Below are 24,683 nucleotides of genomic sequence, written 5' to 3' on the forward strand. Positions count from 1 at the left end.
GCGCGGACCGGTCCACCCATTGAGCCTGCGTCACGATCGAGCCCTCGATGGGCAGGCGCGGCGCGACTGAACCGGTGCCCGCACCGGTCAGGCGGGGTGAAAGGAGAAAACGTGAGAGACGGCGAACAATCGGCCGAGTTCGTGGAGTTCACCCGTGCTCACGGCAGGAAACGATGCGGACGGCCTCACTGTTGTGTGCCAACGAGGAGGCCAACGCCGAGGACCTCGTGCAGACGAGGCTGACCATGACTTGATCGAAGCCCCTGCTGCCGGGCGACCTGGTGGGTCGGTCGTCAGCTGGCGGTGACGCGTGGTCGGAAGTGATCCTCAACGGCGCACCGGTCGAACGGTTCGCTGCACAGACCCGGCACCGCGACCTCAGCACGCTGCTCAACCACTACATCCGTCCCGCCGAAGCGCTCGCGACCAGCACCAGCCGCGACCTCGGACTCTGAGCCGCCTCGATCGGCGCTGACCCCGATCCAAGCCTCCAGTCACCGGCGTGATCTCGCTCGGATTGCGGGGAGTCCCGACGCAGGGGGTCGCGTCCCAGAGGCGGTGGATTGACCCGTAGCTGGAGAGGGTGTCTATTGGTGGGGTCGGCTCGGCGGCCTATCCAGGGAGCAGGCGATGACTGCAGCGACGTACCTCGACGGCAACTTCGCGCCGGTGGCCACCGAGGTGACCGCCACGGATCTCGAGGTCACGGGCGCGGTCCCGCCGGGCCTGGCGGGAAGGTACCTCCGCACCGGCCCCAACCCGTTCGCAGCGCAGGCCGACACGTACCACTGGTTCGCGGGCGACGGGATGGTGCACGGCGTCGACCTGCACGGCGGCCGGCCGCGCTGGTACCGCAACCGCTGGGTGCGCAGCCCCGAGGCCAGCGCGCACCTCGATGCGTCTCCCGTGCCGCACGAGGACGGCGGGTGGTACTCCGGCTCGGGCAACACCAACGTGTTCGCCCACGCCGGCCGGATCCTGGCCGTGACGGAGGGGTCGCTGCCGTATGAGCTGACGGGCGATCTGGACACGGTCGCCACGCGCAACTTCGGTGGCCCTCTCCCTGCCGGCATCAACGCTCACCCCAAGTTCGACCCGAACAGCGGCGAGATGCACGTGATGAGCTACGGCTTCGACAACCCCGCGTTGCGCTATCACGTGATCGGCTCTGCCGGGGAGCTCGTCAGCACTGTCGACATCGACCTTCCGGCTCCGGTCATGCTCCACGACATGGGCCTGACCGCCTCCCGGGTCGTGCTCTTCGATCTGCCTGTGCTCTTCGACCTGGAGCTCGCCCTCCAGGGCGTTGCCCTGCCCTTCCGCTGGCGCCCCGACAACGGGGCCCGGGTCGGGCTCCTGCCCCGGGCCGGCACCGGGTCCGACGTCGTGTGGATCGATGTCGAGCCGTGTTTCGTCTACCACCCCCTCAACGCCTTCGACGACGGTGATCGAGTGATCATCGACCTGGTGGTGCACGACCACGCCTTCGCCGAGGACGGCGAGCCCGTGTCCGATCGTCCCCGTCTGGAGCGCTGGACGATCGACCCGCGGGCACGCAAGGTCCTCACCGAGACGATCGACGATCGCGGCACGGAGTTCCCACGCGGGGACGAACGACTCACTGGCCGCCGGCACCGCTACGGCTACACGATCGGCGCATCCTCGGTGCTCGACTTGGGCGCCCTAGGCGATGACCCTCGGACCGCTGTGCGCAAGCACGACCTTGTCGGCGGCACCAGCGTCGAGGTGGACCTGGGCTCCGGCCGCATCGCCAGTGAGATGGTGTTCGTCCCGGCTGGCAGCGCGGCTGGCGAGGACGACGGTTGGCTCATGGGCTACGTGTACGACGCGGCGCGCGGCGCCAGCGACCTGGTGATCATCGATGCCCACGACTTCGGACATCCGGTGGCCACGGTCCACCTGCCGGCCCGGGTGCCGCAGGGATTTCATGGGAACTGGATCCCCGACTCCGCCCTCGCCTGAGCATTGGACTTCGGGGTCCGAGCGTGGCGTCCTGTTGTGCCGCGGACCTTGTTTTGTGGCCTAGCGACAGTCGGCAATCCTGTAGATGTCCCAGACGTGGTGATAGGCATCGTGGCAGTTGTTTCGGGCTACGTCGGCTGCACGCTGTAGTCCGCGGGTCGCATGCTGCAGTTCGACTCCCTCGTCGAGTGCCGCCGTCAACACCTCGCACCACCGATCAGCGGCGTTGCTCGCGGACCACAGCGCGACTGCCAGCGGAATGGCCTGGTAGCCCCTGGCCAGGGCCAGCGCGTCCGGGTCATAGCCCGCAACGTGAGCCTGCTTCGCAAGTCGGGCGCCCTGGACCCGCTCCGCCCACTGGCGCAGGTTGTCACCTACGTGGGAGACGTACTCGGCTACCGACCAGCCTTCGAGGCGCTCGTCTCCGGAGAGAGGGCCTACGACCTCGCGAACGCGCTCGTCGAATCCGCGGACCCAAGCCACAGCGTCGTCCGGTGTCAGCTACAAGGGGCGGTGCCGCACCGGCACCCGACACCCGGGGATGCCAGAGCGCCCCGCGGCCGCCAACGGGCTGACTCATCATCCGCGGCAACCAGCCTCGGATCTGCCGAACGCTGAACTTGCGTTGCGGGCGTGATCGGCTGCTGTCGCAGTCCGCCCCTCGAGCTACTGGGTGAGGTGGACACGGGTTTGGGGACGCCGCGGGCTCCGGCATCTGGGGAGAGGCAGGCCCCACCCATTTCGGCGCCCGGCGGACCGCTCCCCGGCTACGAAACCCCGGTGTTGCACTGAGACCTGGAACCCGCGTCCGAGTCGGTCCAGGTCCACGGGGACTGCTGTACAGTTTTCTGTACGAAGGAGGTGGAATGGTGAAGACGCTGAGTTACACAGAGTCCCGGGCCCGCTACGCCCAAGTGCTCGACGACGTCGTCAACGACCGAGAAGAGGTCGTGATCACCCGGGCCGGTCACCCTTCGGTGGTGATCGTGTCGTTGGAGGACTTCGAGTCCTTGCGTGAGACCGCCTACCTGATGCGGTCGCCGAGGAACGCTCGTCGCCTGCTCGACGCCATGGAGCGCCTCGAAGGGGATGCGGGGGAGACCCACGAACTGGTGGACACCGACTAAGAATGCGGTTGGTTTGGGATCCCAATGCCTGGGAGGACTATCTGTGGTGGCAGACCCAAGACCGCAAGGTCCTCAAGCGCATCAACCTGCTCATCCACGATGTCGTGCGCAACGGCAACGAGGGGATCGGCAAACCTGAGCCGCTCAAGCACGACTTCGCCGGTTACTGGTCGCGGCGGATCACCGACGAGCATCGACTGGTCTACAAGGTGACTAACACCGAGGTCCGCATCGCCGCCTGCCGCTACCACTACGGCCGCTGAAGCCGAACCGCACGCTCATGCCGATTCAAGGCTGCTACCGACCGGCCTGCCAGATCGTGCAGCAGTCCCTGTGATTCTGAGGCCGATGAAAACCGTGGAGATCGGCGGCTCGGCCCTGGATGCGGAGGCCCCATCGGATGATCGGTGTGGCGATCGCCGCGGTGGTCCTGGTCCTGGTCCTGGCCCTCGGCTCGAGTGGCGTCAAAGGAGCGGCTGACGTCAGGGCGCCTTGGCTTTTCGTGGGGCTGGGTCAGAGCTGGGTCACCGGAGGTGACGGACCACGACTCGGGTGGCGTGCGCGACCAGTGCGTCGTCGTACGTCGCGTCGACGTTGCTCCGGTCGGAGAACACCGCCAGCACGATGGGTGCACGCCCCGGTGGCCAGACGACTGCCAGGTCGTTGCGGGTGGCATACGCCGCGGCGCCCGACTTGTCCACCACCCGCCAGCCGTCCCGCAGCCCTGCCTCGACGAGTGAGTCACCGGTGTCGTTGCCGCGCATCCAGCGCAAGAGCAGCCTTCGGTCCGAAGCGCTCAGCCACGCATCGACGGCGTACCCGCGCAGCACCGTGGCGAAGGCACGCGGGGTGGTGGTGTCGCGTGAGTCGTCCGGTGCGGTTGCGTTGAGCTCCGGCTCCTCGCGTGCGGCCTGGGTGGCGTCGTCGCCGAGGGCCCGCAGGGCGCGCTCGAAGCCAGCGGGTCCACCCAGCGCGTCGAGCAGCAGGTTGCCGGCCGTGTTGTCGCTCTCTCTGACGGCGGCTTCGGCGATCCGGCTGAGGGTCAGCCCGGTGCTCACATGGTTCTCGGTCACCGGAGAGTGGGGGACCAAGTCCTCGGCGTCGTATCGCACGACCCGGTCCAGCTCGCGGCTCGTGGTCCGTTCCATAACGGCAGCGGCCGCCAACGCCTTGTAGGTCGAGGCGTAGGCGAATCGCTCGTCGGCCCGGTAGGCCACCGTCATCCCGCTCCCGGTGTCGATGGCGAAGACGCCGAGCCGGGCGTCGAACCGGTCTTCGAGAGCGGCCAGTCTGGTCATCGTCTGCTCGGTCGGCGAGGATGAGGGCTGGGCTCCGACTTCGACCTCGGCCTCGGTCTCTCTCCCCGGATGCGGCTGACCTGAGCAGGCGTTCAGCATCACCAGGGTCAGTGCGGTGGCGGCCAGCATCCCGAATCGAGTGCCTCGGTTCGGTGACGTCACGACTTGATCCGACGGGAGCACTGACGGCCTCGAGACCCCGAGCGGCAAACGGCGTGCCCGTCCGACATCCGATGGCCGTCCAGGTGGCGCGGATGCGAATCGTCCGCGCAGTGCTGGTCAGTGCGAGCGAACGCACCGCGGATCGTGCTCAGCGTCAGCCTCCCAGCTGGCTCGTCGGCGCGAGATCACCCTTGGCCACGAAGGTTAGTCGCCCCCCGGTGAGGGCGGGCAGCGCGCCAGGGGTTGTGCACCTGCCCGATCGTGCGACTGCGGCCCGCGAAGAAGGAGCCTGACCCGGTGGGGACCATTCGTGCCTCGGCGGGGGAGGATGGAGCATCTTGGCCGGCTTCCGGATGTCGGCAATGGGAGGATGCGTGTCCCGATTGGACGTGGTCGCTGCAGCAGCCGCGCGCGACGCTGGGGGGATCGACGCTGGGCTGCTCGGTGACTTCCTCTCGATCCTGGAAGAGGCCGTCGCGTCCGGTCGCCGGTTGCGACGCTCGGAGCTGAGGGCATGCGGCGAGCGTGGCGCCGCAGCGGCGTTGGGCGGCGTGCCGCTGCGGGCGCTGGTCGACCTCTATCTCTCGGCGTGCTGGCGGCTGTGGGAGGAGCTCGACACCGGTTCGAATGCCGCCCAGGTTCGCGCGGCCGGCCTGGCAGTGCTTCGCGCCGCGGACGATGCGGTGGCAGCGCTGGCCGAGGGCTTCCAGCTCCCCCGCAACGACCTGTCACGTCAGCAGGAGTCGACCCGGCGCGACGTCTTCGACCTGCTGCTGGCCGGTGGTCCGTCCGCGGTTGAGGTGACCGGTCGGGCCGCCGACCTGGGGCTCGACCTCACCAGCCCGCACGCGGTGCTGGTCGCCCGGCACGACCTCACGTTCGATCACCCGTCGCTGACCTCGGTTCCGCGCCGCTTCGAAAGCGCTTTGAGCGGTCGTCATGGCGACACCCACCCGCTGGTAGCGACCAAGAGCGGACTGTTGGTCTGCATCTTCGCTGCTCCTGACCAGGCGAGTGTCACCTTGGTCGGAGACAGGCTCGCGGCGGTCATCGCCGCGGTCGCACCGGTCCGTCCCGGCCGAGGTCATGAGCGGTCCTGGCAGGCTGCGATCGGGCGTGCTCAACCCGGCGCAAGCGCTGTCCGGGTTTCCTACGAACAGGCATGCAGCGCACTGGACCTCGCCGGCCGTCTCGGCCTCGAGGATGCCGTGATCGACTCCAGCTCGTTGGTGGTCTACGAGATGCTGCTGCGTGACCGTGATGCGATCGACGAACTCATAGCGACCGTTCTGGGTCCGCTCAAGCACGCCCCGGGTAGTGCTAGGACGACATTGGAGACCCTCGAGGCCTACTTCGCGACCGGCGGGGTCGCCACCGCAACCGCGGCGCGATTGAACCTGTCGGTCCGGGCAGTCACCTATCGGCTGCAGCGCATCGGCGACGTGCTTGGTCTGGATCCCACCGACCCGGCGCACCGCTTCACCCTGCACGCCGCGGTGCTCGGAGCCCGATTGCTGGACTCGTTCTGAGTGCTGCCCCGGCCTCCGTTGCCGAACCTCGGCAACATCGCGGCCGGAGTTCGTCCGCAATCTGCCCTCGTCCGGTGAACGTCTGTCGCCCAGACTCGACGGGTACCTAGACCACCTCAAGGAGCACTTGTGCACGACGTACCTGTCTGGCTGTGGGGCGCGTTCGCCGCCACCGTCGTCATCGCCCTGGCCATCGACCTGCTGGCCCATCGCGACGCCCATGTCATCGGCTTCAAGGAAGCCGCCCGCTGGAGCGTGGGTTGGGTCGGGCTCGCGGTGGTCTTCGGGGTCGTGGTCTTCGCCGTAGTCGGCCGCGACGCAGGCGTCGAGTACACCACCGCCTGGCTGCTGGAGAAGAGCCTGTCGGTGGACAACCTCTTCGTGTTCGCGCTGATCTTCGGCTACTTCAAGGTCCCGGCGCAGTACCAGCACCGGGTGTTGTTCTACGGCGTGATCGGGGCCCTGGTGTTCCGAGGGATCTTCCTGGCACTTGGCGTGGCCGTCGTCAGCCAGTTCACCGCGATCCTCTTCGTCTTCGCAGCGATCCTGCTCTACAGCGCCTACAAGTTGATCAAGGGCGACGACGATGACTACGACCCGAGCAGCAGCCTGGCGCTGCGGTTGATGCGCAAGGTCGTGCCGATGACCGAGGAGTACCACGGCACGAAGTTCTTCATCCGGGAAGCCGGAAAGCGCGTCGGCACCCCGATGCTTGCCGTCGTGGTCGCCATCGAAGCAGCCGACCTGTTGTTCGCTGTGGACAGCGTGCCTGCCGTCCTCGCGGTGAGCGACGACGCGTTCATCGTCTACACCTCCAACGCCTTCGCCATCCTCGGCCTGCGCGCCCTCTACTTCCTGCTCTCGGGCCTGCTCGACCGGTTCCACTATCTCGGCACCGGCCTCGCACTCATCCTTGCGTTCATCGGCGTCAAGCTGATCCTGCAAGCCGCCCACAAGACGATCGACACCTCCATCCCGGAGATCCCTTCGCTCGTCAGTCTCGGCGTGATCGTCGTGGTCCTTACCGGCTCAGTCGCACTCAGCTTCCTGAAGCCGAAAACGGACGAGGGCAAAGACGAGGGCAAGGACGACGACAAGGGCGAGGAGACCGTGAAGGCCGAGTCCCGCTGATAGAGGGTGGGAGTCGCACATGCTCTACTCCTCCGGACGGCCGTGGAGCACACCGAGCGCGACGCAGCCCTACGAGGAACCTGCGACTCCCGCCCCACCAAGGTCACGGCGCTTGGCCATGCTCGGGCGGGACGTGGTCCGCCCCGCGGACGCTGTCCAAGACGGTCTGCCCCTGCCGGTCGACCAACCGCGTGAAGAGCTGCTGGGCGTACCCGAACACCAGCGCCCACGCGAGGATCTGGGCAGAGGAGTCCAGGGCGCTGAGGCCGGGCACGAACTGGCCGCGCATGAGCAGTAGCCCGAGGAAGGCCGTGATTGCCCCGGTCGGCAGCTTGAGCACGGCGAGGGCCACGGGGATGCCGTGGCGCTCGGAGGAGCCCCTGATGCCTCGAATGGCACCGGCGGCAGCCACGGCCGCGGCTGCCAACCCCACCAGTTCCACAATGAAGAGGTCGAAACCGGTCGCCGTGTCGATCACCGCATCGTCGATGTCCTCGGTCGGTGTGACCACTTCGCCGTCCGTGCTCGCCGGTATGGGCGCGACGGAGAACGGCGCCGATTGCCCCGTCGGACACACCACCATGGCCGTCCCCGCCTCTTCGGGTGCGAAGCAGAGGGGGATCAGGGTGGGCTTGAATGCCCCGAGGATCGCCACGGCGCTCGCTAGGGCTGCCATGAGCAGGATGGTCACGACTAGGACGTTGCGGAAGCTGCGCACACGGATCTGCTCACGTACCGCTGCTGAGCTTGCGGCGCGGACCGCTGTGACGATCTGACCCCGCTCCTGTGCGACCAGTTCGAGCTTGCAGGCCTGATCGAGCTGGTTCCCGTCGGTCGGGCGGACGCTTGTTGCGATGCCGAGCATCACCGCGAGGCGCTCGAACTCGATGCGCCGGACGTCGTTCGCCACCAGGTGGCGCTTCACGTGCGCGAGCAGGCCGGGAAGTTGCCCGAGGATCATCGACGGGGGAGCGAAGTTCAGTAGCTGCGACTCCGCAGCGTCGAGATTGGTCATCGCTCGTTCGCGCAACGAGCTGCCGCGCAGACGCGGAAGCCACTGCTTCGGGTTCGACTTGTCCGAGCGTGCGGCGGCTCGTGCAGCCTCAAGGTGAGCAGCGAGAGCTCTGGCAAAGATCTTGCTCTCGGGGGTCTCGCACCCCGCACGCGCGTAGGCACACAGAGCCTCGAGTTCGAGGGCCCGGGTGAGCGTTCCTTCGCGCCAGCCGGCTGACAATGGCCCACCGACGCCGTACTCAGAGCTGCCGGTCATGGAAGGTCCGGTCGGGTTGCCGCCCTGCTCACCCCCGAGCTCCATCGTCGGGCTTCAGGTTCGTCGCGCCGCGAGCACCGCAAGAACGGTGTTCGTCGCGGAGATCAGCGTGGCGGTGATGCCGGCCTTGCGAGGCAGGTCCCCCCGCAACGCTGCCGAGGCGGCCGAGACCGTGTCACACGCGTGGATGACCATCGCCCGATTGCTGGCCCGGCGCAGGTCGTCGTCGCGCAGGGTCAGCAGGTCTAGGCCAATCAGCACGGTGCGAATCCCGAACATGCGGAACGGGTAGATCCCTGACCGGTCGAGGCGGGGGTCGGTACCGAGCCGGCGGAGCAGGAACTCGGGGACAAGAAGACCTGCCAGCCCGTTGAAGATACGGATTGTCGCCAGAACCTTGTGTGCGGATCGAGGACGTCCCATCCTCATTCCCCCGTCAGAGCGTTGGGACTGCCATCGTGTTCTCGTTCTGGACGGCACGTCAAGGCTCTTCGAACGCCTTTACAAGCCCAGCGGGTGAGAGCACTCTGAGAAGTCCAGGGACTGGGCCCCGCTTGGCAATTGAACGCCGAGCGCAGCACGGTCCCGGGCACGGGGTTGGAGAAGGGACACGGTCGCCGTCAGGGACTTCGTCTCACATCGGGCTTCATGTGAAAGCTGGCGGACGGGGAGTCCCATGCCGCACCAGGTGGCCGTCACCCTGAGGGCGCCGATCGTCCAGAAGCAGTGCGACGCCGTGCGTGACCTGCTCGAGCAGGTGCGGGCCCGAGGTGGTGACGACGGGTTTTTCCCGTTCGCCCTGATGTCTGAAGTCCACTTCGCCCGACTCTTCATCCTCGAGGCGGTCACGGACCTCGACGGCGAGCCGATCCCCGCCTCGCTCGTCTACATGTCTGACGTCGACGGCCCTGCTCTCGCGCACCTCCAGCACTTGTCCCGGATTGCCGCCACCGGGCTCGACGCCCTCTTCGGCCACTGCGTCGGTTACCCCACCGATCCCACCGCGGGCTCGAGGTCGCAGTGGCTGGAGCGCCACCTCCTGCAGGCGTCGGCGTACTACGTGCACACGGTCGGGCGGACGGTGGGGCAGGTACGTGCGGAGGACTCCCTGCGTCACGAGGTCGGTCGCCTTGTGGACGGCGTAGCCATCACGGACCACGCCACCGCCCCCCGGTCCGTCCGCCGACGAGTGCAGGAGCTGCTTCTCGAGCATCCGGGGCTGGCCTGGGCGGCCAAGCCGCCCCGCGGGCCCGGTGGCGCCTATCGAGTAGGCAAGGCCCGGGAGATCGTGAGCGTCGTGCTGCCGGGGACCTTGGTGCTGCCCCTCCTGACGCCGGTGGTGGCGGCCTGGCTGGTGGTCATCCGGTTCCTCGAGATCCGTGACCGGGCTGACAGTTCCCCGCCGGATGCACAGCACGTGCGGGAGGTCGAGTCCTACGAGGACGTGGCTGCGCAGAACCCGTTCACCGCGGTGGGATTCGTCAAGCCTGGACGGGTGCGACGCACAACGATGAAGGTCGCCCTTCGCCTGCTCGACCTCGGCTGTCGCCACGTCTATCACCGCGACAACCTCTCCGGGGTCCGCAGCATCCACTTCGCCCGGTGGTTGCCGATCGACGACGGCCGCCGGGCGGTCTTCGCCAGCAGCTACGACAACACCCTGGAGAGCTACATGGACGACTTCATCGACCGGGTGGCCTGGGGGGTGAACCTCGTCTTCAGCAACGGGGTCGGCTACCCGCGGACCCGATGGCTGGTGTTCGGTGGCGCTCGCGACGAGCTGACCTACAAGCGCCACCTGCGGCGCCACCAGGTGCCGACGGTCGTGTTCTACTCCGCGTACCCGACGTTGTCGGCGCCGAGACTGGATGACAACGCCCGGCTGCGGCGCGGCCTGACCCGCGCGTTGGACGAGGACGAGGCTCGCGAATGGCTGGCGCTGCTGTGAACACGGCGACGAACGAGCCGCTCGAGCTCGCGGACATCCAGGGATTGGTCCTGCGTGGGTACTCCCAGCTCGGGTACGCCTCCTTCCTCCTCCTCCAGGTGGAACGCTCGCAGGAGGCATGCTCGGTGCTCTCGACGTGGGCCGAGCAGGTGACCACGGGGGAGACGGCTCCGGAGGAGACGGCGATCAACCTCGCCCTCTCCGGGCAGGGCATCCTGCGGCTCACGGCGAACGAGGGCCTGCCCAGCGGCTTCTCCCATGCCTTCACCTCGGGGATGACCACGCCGTACCGGAGCCGCCTGCTGGGCGACGTCGGCGAGGACGCGCCGTCCCGGTGGCGTTGGGGTGGTCCCGAGACCGACAAGATCGACGTCTTGGTGCTGCTGTACGCCGTGAGCGCACCCGTCCTGCAGTCGCTCGTCGAGCGGGTGGCCGGCGACGCTGCCCACGGAGGACTCCGCATCGTCGAACGGCTCGACACCGACGTCCTGTCCGACAGGGAGCACTTCGGCTTCCGGGACGGAATCTCGCAACCCACCATCGCCGGCCTGCCCCGCGCCGAGCACGACTTCGACGTCGTTCGGACCGGCGAGTTCCTCCTCGGCTACACCAACGAGTACGGGCAGCTCACCGAGCGTCCGCTGCTCGACGAGCGCTGTGACCCGGCGCGGGTGCTGTCCCGTGATTCCTCGGGGTCGGGGGCGGCAGACCTGGGTCGCAACGGTAGCTACCTGGTGTTCCGGCACCTGAGCCAGGACGTCGAAGGGTTCTGGAACTATGTGGACTCGGCGGCTGGGGCGGGCGGCGAGGACGATCCCCAGCAGCGGACCAGGTTCGCGGCCAAGCTGGTGGGTCGTTGGCCGAGCGGCGCTCCGCTGGTGCTGAGCCCCGAGCGCGACGAGCCCACGTTGGGGGCGGCGAATGCGTTCGGCTACCACCACAGTGATCGGTTCGGCCTCGCCTGTCCCATCGGCTCCCACATCCGGCGCGGCAATCCACGTGACTCCCTGGAGCCCGCCCCAGGCACGGAGCGCGCCTGGGAGGTGAACCGTCGTCACCGGCTCCTCCGTCGAGGCAGGACGTACTCGGGATATCCCAGCCCGGAGGGCACCGAGCTGGGCGTCCACTTCATGTGCCTCAATGCCAACCTCGCCCGACAGTACGAGTTCGTCCAGCACAGCTGGATGAACGACCCGAGCTTCAACCGGCTGGACCAGGCGGATGACCCACTCATCGGCACCCGATCGTCCGGACCGACGACCTTCGTGGAACCCGCGTGGCCGCTGCGGCGCCGCCACCACGGCGTGCCCAAGTTCGTGCAGGTCCGCGGTGGCGGCTACTTCTTCCTGCCCGGTGTCGCCGGTCTGCGCTACCTCGCCTCCGGTCCACGTTGGGAATGACCACGGTGTCCCGGCGACTCGCCCCACGAACTTCATGCACGACAGGACAAGGCCACAACGATCAGGGAGGCCCAGATGACTGATGGAGCCAGGAGGGCGGCCCCCTCCGGGGGCGGGTATCGCGGCGGGCGGGCCTGGACGTACTTCCGTGCGGTGGCCGATGCCGTGGACCGGCGACGTGGCTGGGACAAGGTCCCGACCCCCGTCTCCCTTGCGGTCCTGGTCGGGCTGCGTGACTCGCTGCGGCGGAACAACCTGGTCGAGACCGACAGCCTGCCCCGGACTGAGCCGCCGGCGGTCCCGCCGTTCCGGTCCGAAGTGCTCACCTCGCGGACGCTGGACGGCTCATGGAATGACCTCAACGCCCCGCACGCTGGCATGGTCGGAGCGCGGTTCGGCCGGAACATCCCCCTCGATGCGGCACTGCGGCCGGAGCCTCACGAGGTGCTCGAGCCGAACCCCCGGGAGGTCAGCCGCCAACTGATGACCCGCGACGACCTCATCGCCGCCACGTCGGTGAACGCGCTGGTGGCACCGTGGCTGCAGTGGATGATCCGTGACTGGTTCAGCCACGGGAAGAGCCCGACCGACGACCCCTGGCAGATCGAGGTGGCGCCGGACGACTCGTTCCCGGAACGACAGATGCGGGTGATGCGCTCACCGGAGGACCCGACGCGGGCGGACGGCATGCGGTCGCCCCGGACCGCGATCAACACCAGCACCCACTGGTGGGACGCCTCGCAGATCTACGGGACCACTGAGGAGTACCAGCGGGAGAGCCGCACGTACGAGTCCGGAAGGCTGAAGATCGACGCTAACGGGATGCTCCCGATGCCGAAGAGCAACCACCCGACCGCGGAGGAGCCCGGGTTCTGGGCCGGGCTGGTGCCCCTCCAAACCCTCTTCACCCTGGAGCACAACGCCGTGTGCGCCATGCTTGCAACGGCATACCCGCATTGGGACGACGAGGAGCTGTTCCAGCGTGCGCGTCTCGTGATAGCCGCGCTCATCGCCAAGATCCACACCGTCGAGTGGACTCCGGCCGTGATCAGCCACCCGGCCACGGTCATTGGGATGCGTGCTAACTGGTGGGGGCTCGCCGGCGAGCGGCTGAGCAGCGTCTTCGGACGGCTCTCGGACAGCGAGGTCGTGAGCGGGATCCCCGGTGCCCCCACGCAGCACTACGGGGTGCCGTACTCCCTCACCGAGGAGTTCACTGCCGTCTACCGCATGCACCCGCTGGTGCCGGACTACTTCGACTTCCGCTCGCACACCACCGATCAGCCGCACCGCGATCAGCCCTACACGCTGCGGGAGCTGTCGGGCCCGCAGTCGCTCGGCTTGTTCGGCCAGATCCCGATGGCGGACTTGTTCTACTCCTTCGGCACCGAGCACCCCGGGGTCGTCTCGCTGCGCAACTTTCCGCGGTTCCTGCAGGAGTTCGAGCGGCCCGACGGCTCGGTCATCGACCTCGCCGCCGTCGACATGCTCCGGCACCGCGAGCTCGGCGTCCCCCGGTACTGCGAGTTCCGGCGGCAGCTGCGGCTGTCCGCCCCGACAACGTTCGCCGAGCTGACCGAGGACCCCGAGCTCGCCGAGCGGATGGCGGCGCTCTACGGGGGTGACATCGAGAAGGTGGACCTGATGGTGGGCCTTTACGGCGAGCGGTTGCCGGCCGGCTTCGCGTTCAGCAACACGGCCTTCCGGATCTTCGTCGTGATGGCATCGCGCCGACTCAACAGCGACCGGTTCCTGACGAAGGACTTCACACCGGCGGTCTATACCCCCGAGGGGATGCGCTGGCTGGCCGACAACACGATGGCATCGGTCATCCTGCGCCACTATCCGGAGCTGCGCGGGTCGATGAGGGGTGCCAGGAACGCGTTCACGCCCTGGCAGCGCGCACAGGCTCCGGCAGCCGACGCCGCCAGCGGAATGGGCGCCGCGGGCGCCGGAGAGCACGAGGGGGAGCGTCATGGTCCTCAACTCGGATGACCATGTCGGTCGTCGGCGCGAGATCCGCGAGAGGTGGGTCGGTAGCGCCGACCAAAGGGCCGCCGCGCAGGTGGCCGTCGACACCGGTGAGCTGAAACGGGTGAACACCGAGGAGGACCTCGACGAACGCCGCGAGCGGCTCGAGCGCCGCAACCTGAGGCTCGAGGGGATCGTGGAGACCGACGACTCGGTGTGGCTGAGCTTCTTCGAGTCCGGGATGAAGGCGGCGCGTGCGGTGGGCAGGGTCGTCGAGGCCGGCCGAGGACCGTCCCAGCCGGTAGGCACCGGCTCCCTGGTCGCGTCCCGGCTGCTCCTCACGAACAACCACGTCTGCGACAGTGCCGAGACCGCGAGAGGACTGAAGGTTGAGTTCGGCTACGAGTATGACGGGGAGGGCGCCGAGCGCCTGGCCGATCCCTGGCCGCTCGTGCCCGACGACTTCTTCGCCACGGATACCGAACTCGACTTCACCCTGGTCGCGGTCGCCCTGCGCGACGGCTCCGCCCCTGGCGACACCTACGGCCACATCCCCCTCATCGCTCAGACCGGGAAGGCAGTGATCGGCGAGGTCCTCAACGTCATCCACCATCCGGCGGGCGAGCGCAAGAGGGCGAGCATCCGGTTCAACCGGATGGTGTCGGAGGACGACGTCTGGGTCCGCTACGAGTCGGATACCCGAGAAGGCTCCTCCGGGGCTCCCGTCTTCAACGACCAGTGGGAGATGGTCGCCCTGCACCACGGTGGCGTCCCTGCCACCGACGCCGAGGGCTTCGAGCTCACGCGGACGGGAGAACGGTGGACACCCGAGATGGGCGAGGGCGCCCTCTCCTACCTGGGCAATGAGGGGGCGCGTGTCAGCCGCATCATCCGCAGCCTGTCTCAGATGCAGCTGCCGCCGGTGCACCAGGCCCTTATAGCCGACATCCTCTAGGGAGGGGGCCGAAGATGGAGACTCCTGCGATCGTCCTGGTGCACGGCCGGGGCCAAGAGTTCAAGGACCCAGCCGCGCTGCGCACCAAGTGGCTGGCCGCCCTGGCCGCCGGGCTCACCCGCGCCGACCGCGCCGAGGTGCCTGCCGGCGACGTGCTGTTCCCGTTCTACGGCGACGAGCTTTACCGGATCGGGGCTGAGGCCGGGGACGCGCGGGTCCGGCTGGAGTCGTTGCCCAGAGGAGAAGCCGGACCGTTCCGTCCGGACACGCCCGGCGACGTCGGTGAGGTGGAGCGCGAGCTGCTGGCCGGCATGGGCGTGCACGCCGGCGTGGCGGACCTGGTGCCTGACAACGCGGACGAACCCCTCGGAGAGCCTGGCCGCGGGCGGGTGAGGCACGAGGGGTTACGCGAGAGGCTGCAGGAGGGGGCGCTGTCGTGGAAGGCCGCTCGCGACGTACTTGCGCTGCTGGCGAAGCGGTCCCGCGTGGACCAGCTGATCATCCAGGCCGAGCTGCGCGACGTCGCGATGTACCTGACCCGGGGACGCGCCCGCGTCCTCGAAGTGGTGGAAGCCTCGGTCCCTGGTGACAGGCAGCTGATTCTGGTCTCCCACAGCCTCGGGACCGTGGTCGCTCGTGACCTGCTCGACGATGCGGAGATCCGCGGGCGCACAGCGCTGTGGGTCACTACCGGGTCACCCCTGGGGCTCGAGGCGGTCCAGAGGAACCTCCGTACGCCGGGCTGTGTCCATCCCGGGACGCCGTGGCTGAGCGCCTACGACGTCAACGATGTCGTGGCCCTGGGGCACCCGCTGCGGGCGAACTGGGGCGACCCGCTCATCGACGTCGAGGTCGAGAACGAACACGAGCCGCACTCGATCTCCCGTTACCTCGCGCACGCCGAGGTTGCGGGGCCGATCGGTGACGCGCTGAGGGGCGCACGGTCGAAGTCGAGCGAGAAGTAGAGAACGTGGAAACGGCCGAGAAAGACCAGCCCCAGGAACACGCCAGGTGCTATCTCTCTGATCTCGTCACGGATCCAGCGCGCCACCCACGACGTTCGCGAGTAGTCCAGGACGATGCACGGCCGGCCGTCGTGCCAGCTGGGGCCCTCGTAGACGGCGGCCACGATGGCGGGGATGCTCGTCGGGCCCAACAGGTTCTTCAGCCGACCTGCGCGGCGGTCCACGACCTTGCCACGCCAGAGCGCCGCGTGGACCAACGCGGCGGCGATCGGTCTGCTGAGAAGGCCGCCAGTGCGCAGCAACACTGTTCCCCGCGCCCTCCCATCGGGAATGGCGCCGACGGCACCAGAGTCGAAGAGCGCGGCGAGTCGCCGCCTTCGCATCGAGGGCAGAGCCGACGCGGTTACCGCGGGAACGTGCTGCTGAGTCATGAACGCGCCTCGCAAGTGCGCCTGGAGTGCCGAGAGAACGGTGCCCCGGATCGGCAGGTGTGTCTTCGCCTCCTTTCCACGTTAGACCTCGACCGCATCCGCGGATAGCCCCTTTTCCGGCCCGTGGCTGCGATACGTGTCATTGACCCTCGCTATAGCGCTCTGCCACATTGGAAGCAATGCGTCCGGACTCGACGCCCCCTGGGAGGTACGGCGGTGACGCTGGAACCCGAGTCGAAGTTCACCTACCTGGTCCTCCGGCCCCTGAGCGACTTGGTGCTGTGGCTGTGGCGACTGGAGCGTCGGGTGGAATTCCTCTACCGACCCGCCTTCGACCGGGTGTTCCGGCCGCGGCTGTTCGCTGCGCTGCAGGCGTTTCAGAATTGCCGCCGCGTGGACGAGCATCTGGCGCTCGCGGAGGAGAAGCTGCTGTCGAACGAGGAGGAGTACACCCAGCGGATCATCGACGAGATCAAGGCGTTCACGCGCGAGAACTGGCTGCCGGGGTCGGCGCAGCGCTTTGGAAACACCAAGACGTTCGGCGTGGTGCGCGGCGAGTTCACCGTGCTGCCGGACCTCCCGCCCCACGTTGCGCGTGGCCTCTTCGCCGAACCCGGCACGTTCCGCGCTTGGGTGCGGTTCTCGGGGCCCGGGCCGTATGCCCCGCCGGATCTGGAGGACTTCGGGCAGTGCTCGGTGGGCATCAAGGTGATGGGGGTGCCCGGGTCCAAGCTGATGGCCGACGAGCGGGCGACCCAGGACCTCATCCTGGTCAGTCCCCCCAGCTTCGTGACCCCGAACATCCGGGAGAACGCCAAGATGCAGCGGTGGGTGCGGGCCAAGGCTCCGATCGGCTACGCGATCGCGCCGGGGAACACGCACCTGACGCACCTGGCGATGCAGTTGCTGTACTCCCCGATGCACTCCAGTCCGCTGGAGGTCCAGTACTACAGCAACGTCCCATTTCTGCTGGGGGAGGGCCAAGCGGTCCAATACTCCCTGAAACCGACGTCGCCGCGACGCAGCCGCATTCCGGCCCACCCGCCGGAGAACTACCTTCGCGAGGCGATGGCCCGGACGCTCGAGGCGGGGGAGTTCACCTTCGACTTCATGGTGCAGGTTCAGACCGACGCCCACCGCATGCCCATCGAGGACGCGACCGTGAAGTGGCCGGAGCGGGAGTCGCCGTACGTCCCGGTGGCACGGTTGAGGCTTCCCCCGCAACGTTTTGACTCCGACCGACAGCTGGCCTTCGCGGACGTGCTCCGCTACAACCCGTGGCACAGCCTGCCGGAGCACAGGCCGCTGGGGAACTCGAACCGCGCCCGGAAGCGGATGTACGAGGAGCTCGCCACCCTGCGTCAGGAAATGAACGGCGACCGGCATCTGGAGCCCACGGGGGACGAGACGTTCGCCGTGGACGGCTCGCCGGCGTCCTGACCACTACGTCTGACCGGGCTCTGGGTGGCCGTCAGCAGGATTGCCCGCCTTCCGCGGGTGGGGACCAGGTGAACTCCAGACGGGTCGAGCCGCCTTCGGAGACGACCGCGGCCGGCGCCGTGCCGGGCGTCCACTGCCGGGGCACCAGCAGGTACTGGCCCCCGGACTGCAGGATGAGCACCAGACCGTCGTAGCGGAACTCGTAGGCCGCGTCCGCGCCTGTGCACCGCACCTCGGACACCCCCGGACCTGTCAGGTCGAGGCTGCGCTCGCTGTAGAGCGTCGCGTGTGGCTCTTCGTGGAGCAGGGCCACCGTCTGCTTGGCCCGCACGGTGCCCACCGCCGCGGCGTAGTCGCTGACCGCCCAGAACAGGCCGATGCCGACCAGGGCGAACACCGCCGCCCACTCGATGAGCGCCGGCACGTCGACGCCCTCGGTGCGTCGCAGTGCCCCTCGGGCGACCCGGATGCTGTGGACGGCGTAGGAGAGGAGCAGGACACCGATGACGAGGCTCAGCGGCGCGATCAGAAAGAGGTTCTCGCGGGCGACGTTGCTGACCACGGCCGAGGCCGCGACTCCGACCAGGACCAGCCCCAGGCAGGTGCTCACCGGGACGCGGCGCCGCTCCACTCGCGCCCAAGCAGCAGATGACAGCTTCTGGGGTACGACGGACCTGGCCCACAGCACCACCAGCCCGACGACCGCGGCGCCCGTGACCGGGACGAACAGGGCGTCCACGCTGCGCATCAGGTAGTCCTGGCTGGTCGATCCGAGCAGCGTGGCGTTAACGCCGAGGTAGTGGAAGTACCAGTACGTGAAGGACCAGCCGAAGTAGAACAGCAGACCGGTCAGCAGCGTCGTCGGCGCGATCACCTTGCCGAAGATCCGGCCCAGCCGGGAGATGTCTGCCAGCCGGGAGCCTTGGTCGGCCGGGCCTGCGTCCCCGTCGGGCTCGCCGGCTGAGTCCTCGTGGGTCACGAGCCCGGATTCTCGGACGGCATGGACGGCGCGCCACCCTCGTCGGGTGGGACCTCGTCCTCCGTGCCGCTGGTTCCCCCGCCGTCGGTGCCGCCGGTGCTGTCCGTGCCCTGGCTGTCGGTGTCGGTTGCCCCGCCGTCGGTCCCATCGGTGCCGCCTTCTCCACTGCCCTCGCCGGGGGTGTCGGTGCCCCCACTGTTCTCGTCGGTCCCCAAGTCCGGGCACGGCGGCGTCGTCAGGAACACCACCGTCGATCCTCGCTTTACGAGCTCGTCCTCGCCCGGTCGGGTCCCGGCGAACCCGCAGGTGGACTGAGGACCCTTGCCGTCCTCGGACTCCACGACGATCTCGACACACAGCCCGCCGCGGCCACAGGCAGCGGCGATCTCGGCGACCAGTCCGTCGTAGACCGTGACGATCTCTGCACCGATCTGCTGGAAGCCCGGCATCCGGATGGGGGAGCCGATCGCGCCGCCCCCGCCTACGGATCCGCCACCTCCGCCGCCGGGGCCGCCCGGGGAACCTCCGCCGCCTCCTGAGCCACCGCCATTGCCACTGGCATTGCCCCCGCCACTGCCGTGGCGCTGGCCACCGGAGGTGGCAGTGGAGGTCTCGGCTTCTCCGCCGGGGCCGACGTTGGAGGTGTCCGCGGGGTTCGTGCAGCCGGCCGAAAGCGCCAGGAGGAGCGCGCCTAGTGCAAGGTGACGTCTCGAGATACCCACGACCCACCTCCGCTCACGGAGTGGTCTCATCTAGTCATGGTCCGCCTGCGAAAAGGACTGGTCAATGACGGGCAATGACGAGTCAGCGGCGCCGGTGGCCACACGCACTTCCCCGGCCCACCGGCGGGCAGCGCTTCACCCACACGCCCCTAGGCTGTGGAGTGCGCGCGACGGATCGTTTGAGTGCACGAGTGCACTCAGCCTCTCGTAGGTGCACAGCACCCGCGTCAGCGTTCGCGCTCCAGATCCGAAGACCCGTCAGTGAGGGAACATATGTGCCGCGTGCTCGCCTACATCGGGGCAGAAATACCTGTGGAGAATCTGCTTCTCAAGCCGGAGAACAGTCTCATCAACCAAACCCTCGACCCAGAGCGTCATCCGCAGCTTCAGCTCGCGGGCTGGGGATTCGGTATCTGGAGCGAACATCTGCTGAAGACAGAAGAGCCCCTGCTCTATCACCGACCGATGGCTGCGTTCTACGACGACAACGTTGCCGGCATCCTGCCAAGCCTTCAGGCCAGTACGCTGCTTGCTCATGTGAGAGCTGCTGACTACAACTCGACCGTGGTGCTGGCCGACGAGAACTGCCACCCGTTCTCCTACCAGGGCACCCCCTGGATGATTGCTCAGAATGGTGACCTGCCGAACTGGAAGCTGCTGCAACGGGAGCTGCTGCCGCACTGCAAGGACAAGTTCCTGGAGCAGATGCGGGGCACCACTGACACGGAGTTCCTCTACGTGCTTCTCCTCTCCCTGCTCGAGGACGATAGCGACGAAGGCGTACAGCGCGGATTCGAAGAGATGATGAAGCTCATCGTCAAGGCCATGGACAGTCTGGACCTTCGGAGTCTGACCAAGCTGAAGATGGCCTTGGTCGCCCCGAACCGCATCATCGGAGTCAACTTCGGCACCGGACACCAGGGCGAGACCGACCCTGCTGGGGACTGGAGAGAGCTACGGAAGTCCGGTCCGGGCACGGACGACTTCGCTCTCTCCATGCTCCTGGAGCCGATGTATCTGCTGATGGGCCGCAACTTTGAGGATGACGAGACGACCTACGACTTCGAAGACTGCACGGAAGAAGACGCGACGTCGGTCATCCTCGCCTCCGAGCCGCTGACCGAGAACGACGGCTGGTTGAACTTGGAGTTCGGCGAGATTGTCTTCCTGGAGAAGAAGGGCGCGAGCATCACGAGAACCGTCGGCAGCTTGAAGGTGTAGGGCGCCAGTGGGAACGGGCCAGCGGGCCGCCTCATGGGGAACCGCGCAGATCGGCTCCCGCGGGTTGCCAGAGCTGGATGGCGTTGCCCTCAGGATCGGTAAGCCCGGCGAACCGACCGTTCGGGTACTCCTCGGTGTCGACGTCCACCTCGACTCCCGCCGCGCGCAGCTGGCGCACCATGGCGTCGAGGTCGGCGACCCGAAAGTTGATCGACCAGGAGTTCGCTGCGCTGCCAACGTGCTCTGAGTCGGCCGGCATGGCGGCAAACACGGTCGGGCCTGGCTGTTGCCACCAAGACGAGGTCTCATACGACTGCGGCGGCGGGTCGACGCCCAGATGCTCGGCATACCAAGCGGTGAGCTTGCTGGGATTCTCTGCTCTGAAGAACACCCCGCCGATGCCGGTAACCCGCTCCATGAGGCTCCTTCGCTGCACGCTGGCGACGCGTCAATTTGCCCCAGGATCGCGTTGGCAATCTGTCCCTGTCTACCCTGCGAACACCTCGCGCCGCTGTTGCTTTTCGTCGGCGATGGCGGTCTGAGACCTGCCGACGCCGCCGTTAGGGCCAGCACCCGGGTGCCGGCAGGGAGCAGGTCGTGCTCGCCACGCTGGAGTACGTGTGGTGGTGCTGCGGTCCAGTCCACGCTTGCACAAGTGCACGGCGCGAAGAAGGTCGTGGTGTTGATGGAGCACGTGGCCCGCGACGGCTCGCACAAGATCGTCGAGGAGTGCTCGCTGCCGCTCACCGGCAAGCGGGTCGTGCAGCGGATCATCACCGACCTCGCCGTCATCGACGTACGCCCCGACGGGCTGCACCTGGTCGAGCTCGCGCCCGGCGTCGGCGAGGACGAGGTCCGCGGGAAGACCGGAGGTGGGGCGTCGCCCGGTTGTGAGGAGGGCCGGTGTTCGGTCATGCTGCGTCGGTGCCGAGCTATGAGAAGTTCAACCGGGAGCTGGCCGCTGCAGCGCGCGACATGCAGGACGAGAAGAACGCCAAGGAGGCCATGGAGCGGGCTGTGGAGCTCGCGACCGAGATCCTCTCGGGGTGCGACGCGGCGGGGGTCTGTGTGGTCCACCGCGGCGAGCGCATCGACACGCACGCTGTGAGCAGCGAGACGGTCCGGCTGGTCGACGCGCTGCAGCACGAGCTCCAGCAGGGGCCGTGCCTGGACGCGCTCCAGATGCAGGACACCGTGCACAGCAGGGACCTGTCCACGGACGAGCGGTGGCCCCACTGGGGTCCCGAGGTCTCGAGGCAGCTGGGGTTTCGAAGCATCGTGAGCTACCGCCTGTTCTCCACCGGCAAGAGCCTCGGGGCACTGAACCTGTACGGCGCGAGGAAGGCTGCCTTCAGTACCGACGTCATCCACGACGGCATCGCCCTCGCGGCCCACGTGGGCGTGGCGCTGGCGGGGGCGCAAGAGGTCGACCACCTTGAGCGCGCACTCGCGGGCCGCACCGTGATCGGTCAGGCCACCGGCATCCTCATGGAGAGGTTCGACATGCCAGCGGACCGGGCCTTCGCCCTCCTCAGTCGCCTCTCACAGGCCAAGAACGTCAAGCTACGCGCGCTGGCCGAGCAGATCGTGGACACCCGAGCTGTTCCCAAAGCGTAGGTCTGCGGACACGCACGAAGTCCTCGTACAAGAGCGCCGAACTTAGCGGAATGAACGGCCACCCGTTTCGTTCAGAACCGTTCTGCGACGGCCGTCAACTTCGCGACGTAGACCGGCCAGTCCGTGTCCCCAGGCAAGTTGCTGGCATCGCGCAGCAGCCCCGTCGAACCGTCGATCTGCTCGCGCAGGATGTCGGCGTGGCCCGCGTGGCGCTGCAAGTCGACGATGTTGTGGATCATGATCTCCTGGAGCGAGACCTCCGCTCCGCCCCAATGCGCGACCGTGCCGATCGCATCTAGCGCTAACGCGTCGATGGTTTCATCAGCGAAAGCCTGGACCCGCAGGTAGAGGTCGATGAGGCCGTCTGCTGACTCCTGCGCGGTGGCGTACCAATCGGCCTGTGGATCGGTTCCGTCCGTGGGCACGAGTTCCTCGGGCGTTGCCCAGTCGCGCTCGAAGGTCGGACCGAAGTAGAGCGCCTCCATATTGAGCGCGTGTTTCACGATGCCCAGGAGGTTCATTCCCGTCGGCGTTCGAGGCAGCCGCTGGTCACGCTCGGACAGGCCGTCGAGCTTCCAGATCAAGGTGTCCCGAGCGCCTTGCAGGTAGTTCTTGAGCACGTCTTTCGGATCGGCTGGCATGCGGCCATCGTGCCCCACGCCCTTCGCCATGATCGGTCGTTTCCAACCCCTCGGCGGCCGGCTACCGCAGCGCCGCGAACCGCCTCATGTCGCGCAAGTAGCGCACCACGCCGCGGGCGGGCACCGGCTGCGGCCAGGCGTCGGGGCGGAACCACGCGTCGGACCCGCCGTCGACGAAGATGATGCTGCCGCACAGGAAGTCTGCCGCCGGTGTGGTCATGAAGACCGCCCAGGAGGCGAGCTGCTCGGGGTTCCCGAAGTCGCCCACCGGGACGGGGAAGGCCCGGATGGTGCGGGCCTGGGACGGCGTGGCCAGCTGCCGCTCGAGCAGGGGAGTGAGGATGGCCCCCGGGGCCAGCGCGTTGAGCCGGATCCCGGCGCCGGCCCAGTCGGGCAGGACCGCGGTACGGCGTACCCAGTAGCTCAGCGCGATCTTGGACGCGGCGTACGCCCAGGGCGCCCTCAGCTGGGGGATCCGGCCGATCCGGCGCAGGGCCAGATCGGCGTCGCCGTCCAGGAGGGCCCGGACGGCGCGGCGGGGCACCATCGGCGTCGTCGTCGTGGAGTTGCTGGAGAACACGACGACCTTGGCGTTGCCTGCGGCGGCCAGTGCGGGGCGCCACTGCTCGAGGAGCTCGGTGACGCCGAGGTAGTTGACCTGCAGGATCAGCCGCGGGACGCCTTTGCCGGCCGTGGGGCCGACTCCGGCGGCGAGCACGGCGCCGTCCAGCACCCCGTCGCAGGCCTCGAGCACCTCGCGGGCGGCGCGGCTGCGGCCACGGGTGGTGGACAGGTCGGCGGTGACGCTCGAGGCCACGACGTCGACGTCGATCACCCGGTGTCCCGCGCGGCGCAACTGGGCCGCCACCGCGGCGCCCATCCCGGAGGCGGCACCGGTGACCGCATAGGTCTTGGCGCGATCCGCCTTCATCGGTGGACCCCGCGTCCCAGCAGGTCGACATCGTCGATCGGAGAGGCGGTCACGGTCGGGTTCACGGGGACCACCATGGCGCACAACCGCGGGTTGCGGAGGCTGTTGGCCGCATTCAGCGGGCCGTCACCGGCTGCCCGAGGGCTCGTGCCCGCTCCGGTGGTGCGAACGTGCCCACCAGAGCAGGCCCAGCGCGACCAGGAGCGCGGCGATCACGTCGCCGCCGGCCCCGAGCTCGTGCGCGAGGGTGCGGTACGACGCGCCGGCCAGGTAACCAGCGAGCGTGATGACGGCGGCCCACAGGCTCCCGCCGAGCACGTTCGCCGCCGTGAACCGCGCCTGAGCCATGCCGCTGGTGCCGGCCACGCCCGGGACGAGAGCGCGCAGAACGGCCACCCACCGACCGATCGCCACCGCCGCGGCACCACGACGGCGGATGAGCTCCAGCGCGCGCTCGAGGTCCCCGGACCGGCGCACCGCCGCCGGCAGGTGCGCCATCAGGCGATCCCCGTAGCGGCGTCCGAGGAGGAAGCCGATCTGATCACCGGTGATCGCGCCCGCCGCCGCAGCCACGATGACGGCCCACACCGACAGGTCGCTGCCGTGGGCGACGACGCCACCCAGCAGGACGGCGACCTCGCCGGGGACGAACACGCCGATGAGCAACGACGCTTCGGCGGCAGGCAGCGCGAAGACGAGGAGCAGGACCAGCCAGGGCGGGAGCCCCACCAGAAGGTCGAGCAGCGAGCTCATCACGTCGATCCCCCATCCGTGGGACGCCGGCGATCGGTGAGGCTCGTGCTCCCCGCGCAGCAGCGAGGTGCCGACCCCACGACGATAACCCCTGCCGCAGAGCCGCCTTGTAACGCGGGGTTATGCGCACTGCCACAGCGAAATAACGCCGCGGACTCCATCGGTCGTAGCAACGCTGACCGATGGTGGTGTTGTGGATGGCGAAGCGG

The 24,683-nt window shown here is 68.2% G+C and carries 23 protein-coding genes and 1 pseudogene; 15 read left to right on the forward strand and 9 right to left on the reverse strand.

Going from position 1 to position 24,683, the window contains the following annotated elements:
* The first annotated feature begins 320 nt into the window (after positions 1-320).
* From AC6EI4_RS19260 to AC6EI4_RS19275, 4 genes are all read left to right on the forward strand, one after another.
* Entirely contained in the window at positions 321-455 is a 135-nt protein-coding gene (locus AC6EI4_RS19260; protein ID WP_498425339.1) for a hypothetical protein, read from the forward strand.
* A gap of 175 nt (positions 456-630) precedes the next feature.
* Positions 631-1,983 carry a carotenoid oxygenase family protein gene (locus AC6EI4_RS19265; RefSeq protein ID WP_498425338.1) on the forward strand — a complete coding sequence of 451 codons (1,353 nt, stop codon included), beginning with the start codon at positions 631-633 and terminating at the stop codon, positions 1,981-1,983.
* Between the two features lie 866 nt (positions 1,984-2,849).
* Positions 2,850-3,110 carry a type II toxin-antitoxin system Phd/YefM family antitoxin gene (locus AC6EI4_RS19270; protein ID WP_498452454.1) on the forward strand — a complete coding sequence of 87 codons (261 nt, stop codon included), beginning with the start codon at positions 2,850-2,852 and terminating at the stop codon, positions 3,108-3,110.
* 2 nt (positions 3,111-3,112) lie between these two features.
* Positions 3,113-3,373, forward strand: a complete 261-nt coding sequence (locus AC6EI4_RS19275; protein WP_498452455.1) for a Txe/YoeB family addiction module toxin — start codon at positions 3,113-3,115, stop codon at positions 3,371-3,373.
* 261 nt (positions 3,374-3,634) lie between these two features.
* Here the strand turns inward: AC6EI4_RS19275 and bla are convergent, their stop codons facing one another.
* On the reverse strand, positions 3,635-4,537 hold the full coding sequence (gene bla / locus AC6EI4_RS19280) for a class A beta-lactamase (protein WP_498452474.1): 903 nt from the start codon (positions 4,535-4,537) through the stop codon (positions 3,635-3,637).
* Between the two features lie 422 nt (positions 4,538-4,959).
* Here bla and AC6EI4_RS19285 point away from each other — a divergent pair, with 422 nt between their 5' ends.
* A complete protein-coding gene (locus AC6EI4_RS19285; RefSeq protein ID WP_498452475.1) occupies positions 4,960-6,099 on the forward strand; it encodes a PucR family transcriptional regulator in 1,140 nt (379 codons plus the stop codon).
* Between the two features lie 129 nt (positions 6,100-6,228).
* Complete coding sequence (locus AC6EI4_RS19290; protein WP_498452456.1) at positions 6,229-7,230, forward strand: TerC family protein; 1,002 nt, start codon at positions 6,229-6,231, stop codon at positions 7,228-7,230.
* 103 nt (positions 7,231-7,333) lie between these two features.
* On the opposite strand, the gene AC6EI4_RS19295 is transcribed toward AC6EI4_RS19290, so the two are convergent.
* Positions 7,334-8,545 carry a hypothetical protein gene (locus AC6EI4_RS19295; RefSeq protein WP_498452457.1) on the reverse strand — a complete coding sequence of 404 codons (1,212 nt, stop codon included), beginning with the start codon at positions 8,543-8,545 and terminating at the stop codon, positions 7,334-7,336.
* 9 nt (positions 8,546-8,554) lie between these two features.
* Positions 8,555-8,923: a hypothetical protein gene (locus tag AC6EI4_RS19300; RefSeq protein ID WP_498452458.1), complete on the reverse strand. Its 369-nt coding sequence runs from the start codon at positions 8,921-8,923 to the stop codon at positions 8,555-8,557.
* 253 nt (positions 8,924-9,176) lie between these two features.
* On the opposite strand from AC6EI4_RS19300, the gene AC6EI4_RS19305 reads away from it, so the two are divergent.
* The 6 genes from AC6EI4_RS19305 (at position 9,177) to AC6EI4_RS19330 (ending at position 17,610) form a co-directional block, all read left to right on the forward strand.
* Positions 9,177-10,448: a hypothetical protein gene (locus AC6EI4_RS19305; RefSeq protein ID WP_498452459.1), complete on the forward strand. Its 1,272-nt coding sequence runs from the start codon at positions 9,177-9,179 to the stop codon at positions 10,446-10,448.
* A complete protein-coding gene (locus tag AC6EI4_RS19310; protein WP_498452460.1) occupies positions 10,430-11,848 on the forward strand; it encodes a Dyp-type peroxidase in 1,419 nt (472 codons plus the stop codon). Before AC6EI4_RS19305 ends, AC6EI4_RS19310 begins: the two co-directional genes overlap by 19 nt.
* Before the next feature lie 75 nt (positions 11,849-11,923).
* Complete coding sequence (locus tag AC6EI4_RS19315; RefSeq protein ID WP_498452461.1) at positions 11,924-13,843, forward strand: peroxidase family protein; 1,920 nt, start codon at positions 11,924-11,926, stop codon at positions 13,841-13,843.
* Entirely contained in the window at positions 13,824-14,774 is a 951-nt protein-coding gene (locus AC6EI4_RS19320; protein WP_498452462.1) for a trypsin-like serine peptidase, read from the forward strand. The genes AC6EI4_RS19315 and AC6EI4_RS19320 overlap by 20 nt, the downstream gene beginning before the upstream one ends.
* A 38-nt stretch (positions 14,775-14,812) precedes the next feature.
* A complete protein-coding gene (locus AC6EI4_RS19325) occupies positions 14,813-15,739 on the forward strand; it encodes a hypothetical protein (RefSeq protein ID WP_498452463.1) in 927 nt (308 codons plus the stop codon).
* Positions 15,740-16,386: 647 nt separating this feature from the next.
* Positions 16,387-17,610, forward strand: a complete 1,224-nt coding sequence (locus AC6EI4_RS19330) for a catalase family protein (RefSeq protein ID WP_498452464.1) — start codon at positions 16,387-16,389, stop codon at positions 17,608-17,610.
* Positions 17,611-17,641: 31 nt separating this feature from the next.
* On the opposite strand, the gene AC6EI4_RS19335 is transcribed toward AC6EI4_RS19330, so the two are convergent.
* Positions 17,642-18,589: a hypothetical protein gene (locus tag AC6EI4_RS19335; RefSeq protein WP_498452465.1), complete on the reverse strand. Its 948-nt coding sequence runs from the start codon at positions 18,587-18,589 to the stop codon at positions 17,642-17,644.
* Positions 18,586-19,038 carry a hypothetical protein gene (locus tag AC6EI4_RS19340; RefSeq protein WP_498452466.1) on the reverse strand — a complete coding sequence of 151 codons (453 nt, stop codon included), beginning with the start codon at positions 19,036-19,038 and terminating at the stop codon, positions 18,586-18,588. The genes AC6EI4_RS19335 and AC6EI4_RS19340 overlap by 4 nt, the downstream gene beginning before the upstream one ends.
* A gap of 555 nt (positions 19,039-19,593) precedes the next feature.
* On the opposite strand from AC6EI4_RS19340, the gene AC6EI4_RS19345 reads away from it, so the two are divergent.
* Complete coding sequence (locus AC6EI4_RS19345; protein ID WP_498452467.1) at positions 19,594-20,532, forward strand: class II glutamine amidotransferase; 939 nt, start codon at positions 19,594-19,596, stop codon at positions 20,530-20,532.
* A 31-nt stretch (positions 20,533-20,563) separates the two neighbouring features.
* On the opposite strand, the gene AC6EI4_RS19350 is transcribed toward AC6EI4_RS19345, so the two are convergent.
* Positions 20,564-20,950, reverse strand: a complete 387-nt coding sequence (locus AC6EI4_RS19350; RefSeq protein WP_498452468.1) for a VOC family protein — start codon at positions 20,948-20,950, stop codon at positions 20,564-20,566.
* Between AC6EI4_RS19350 and AC6EI4_RS19355 the strand changes: the two are divergent.
* Positions 20,870-21,376, forward strand: a pseudogene (locus AC6EI4_RS19355) (CoA-transferase); the annotation flags it as partial. The gene AC6EI4_RS19350 and the pseudogene AC6EI4_RS19355 overlap by 81 nt on opposite strands.
* 80 nt (positions 21,377-21,456) lie before the next feature.
* Positions 21,457-22,149 carry a GAF and ANTAR domain-containing protein gene (locus AC6EI4_RS19360; RefSeq protein ID WP_498452469.1) on the forward strand — a complete coding sequence of 231 codons (693 nt, stop codon included), beginning with the start codon at positions 21,457-21,459 and terminating at the stop codon, positions 22,147-22,149.
* 71 nt (positions 22,150-22,220) lie between these two features.
* On the opposite strand, the gene AC6EI4_RS19365 is transcribed toward AC6EI4_RS19360, so the two are convergent.
* The 3 genes from AC6EI4_RS19365 to AC6EI4_RS19375 form a co-directional block, all read right to left on the reverse strand.
* A complete protein-coding gene (locus tag AC6EI4_RS19365) occupies positions 22,221-22,790 on the reverse strand; it encodes a DinB family protein (RefSeq protein ID WP_498452470.1) in 570 nt (189 codons plus the stop codon).
* A gap of 61 nt (positions 22,791-22,851) precedes the next feature.
* Positions 22,852-23,721 (reverse strand): SDR family oxidoreductase, encoded by an 870-nt coding sequence (locus tag AC6EI4_RS19370; RefSeq protein ID WP_498452471.1) that lies wholly within the window; start codon positions 23,719-23,721, stop codon positions 22,852-22,854.
* 126 nt (positions 23,722-23,847) lie between these two features.
* Positions 23,848-24,474: a DedA family protein gene (locus AC6EI4_RS19375; RefSeq protein WP_498452472.1), complete on the reverse strand. Its 627-nt coding sequence runs from the start codon at positions 24,472-24,474 to the stop codon at positions 23,848-23,850.
* Between the last annotated feature and the right edge of the window lie 209 nt (positions 24,475-24,683).

This window comes from Nocardioides sp. Z43_10 (assembly GCF_059766615.1).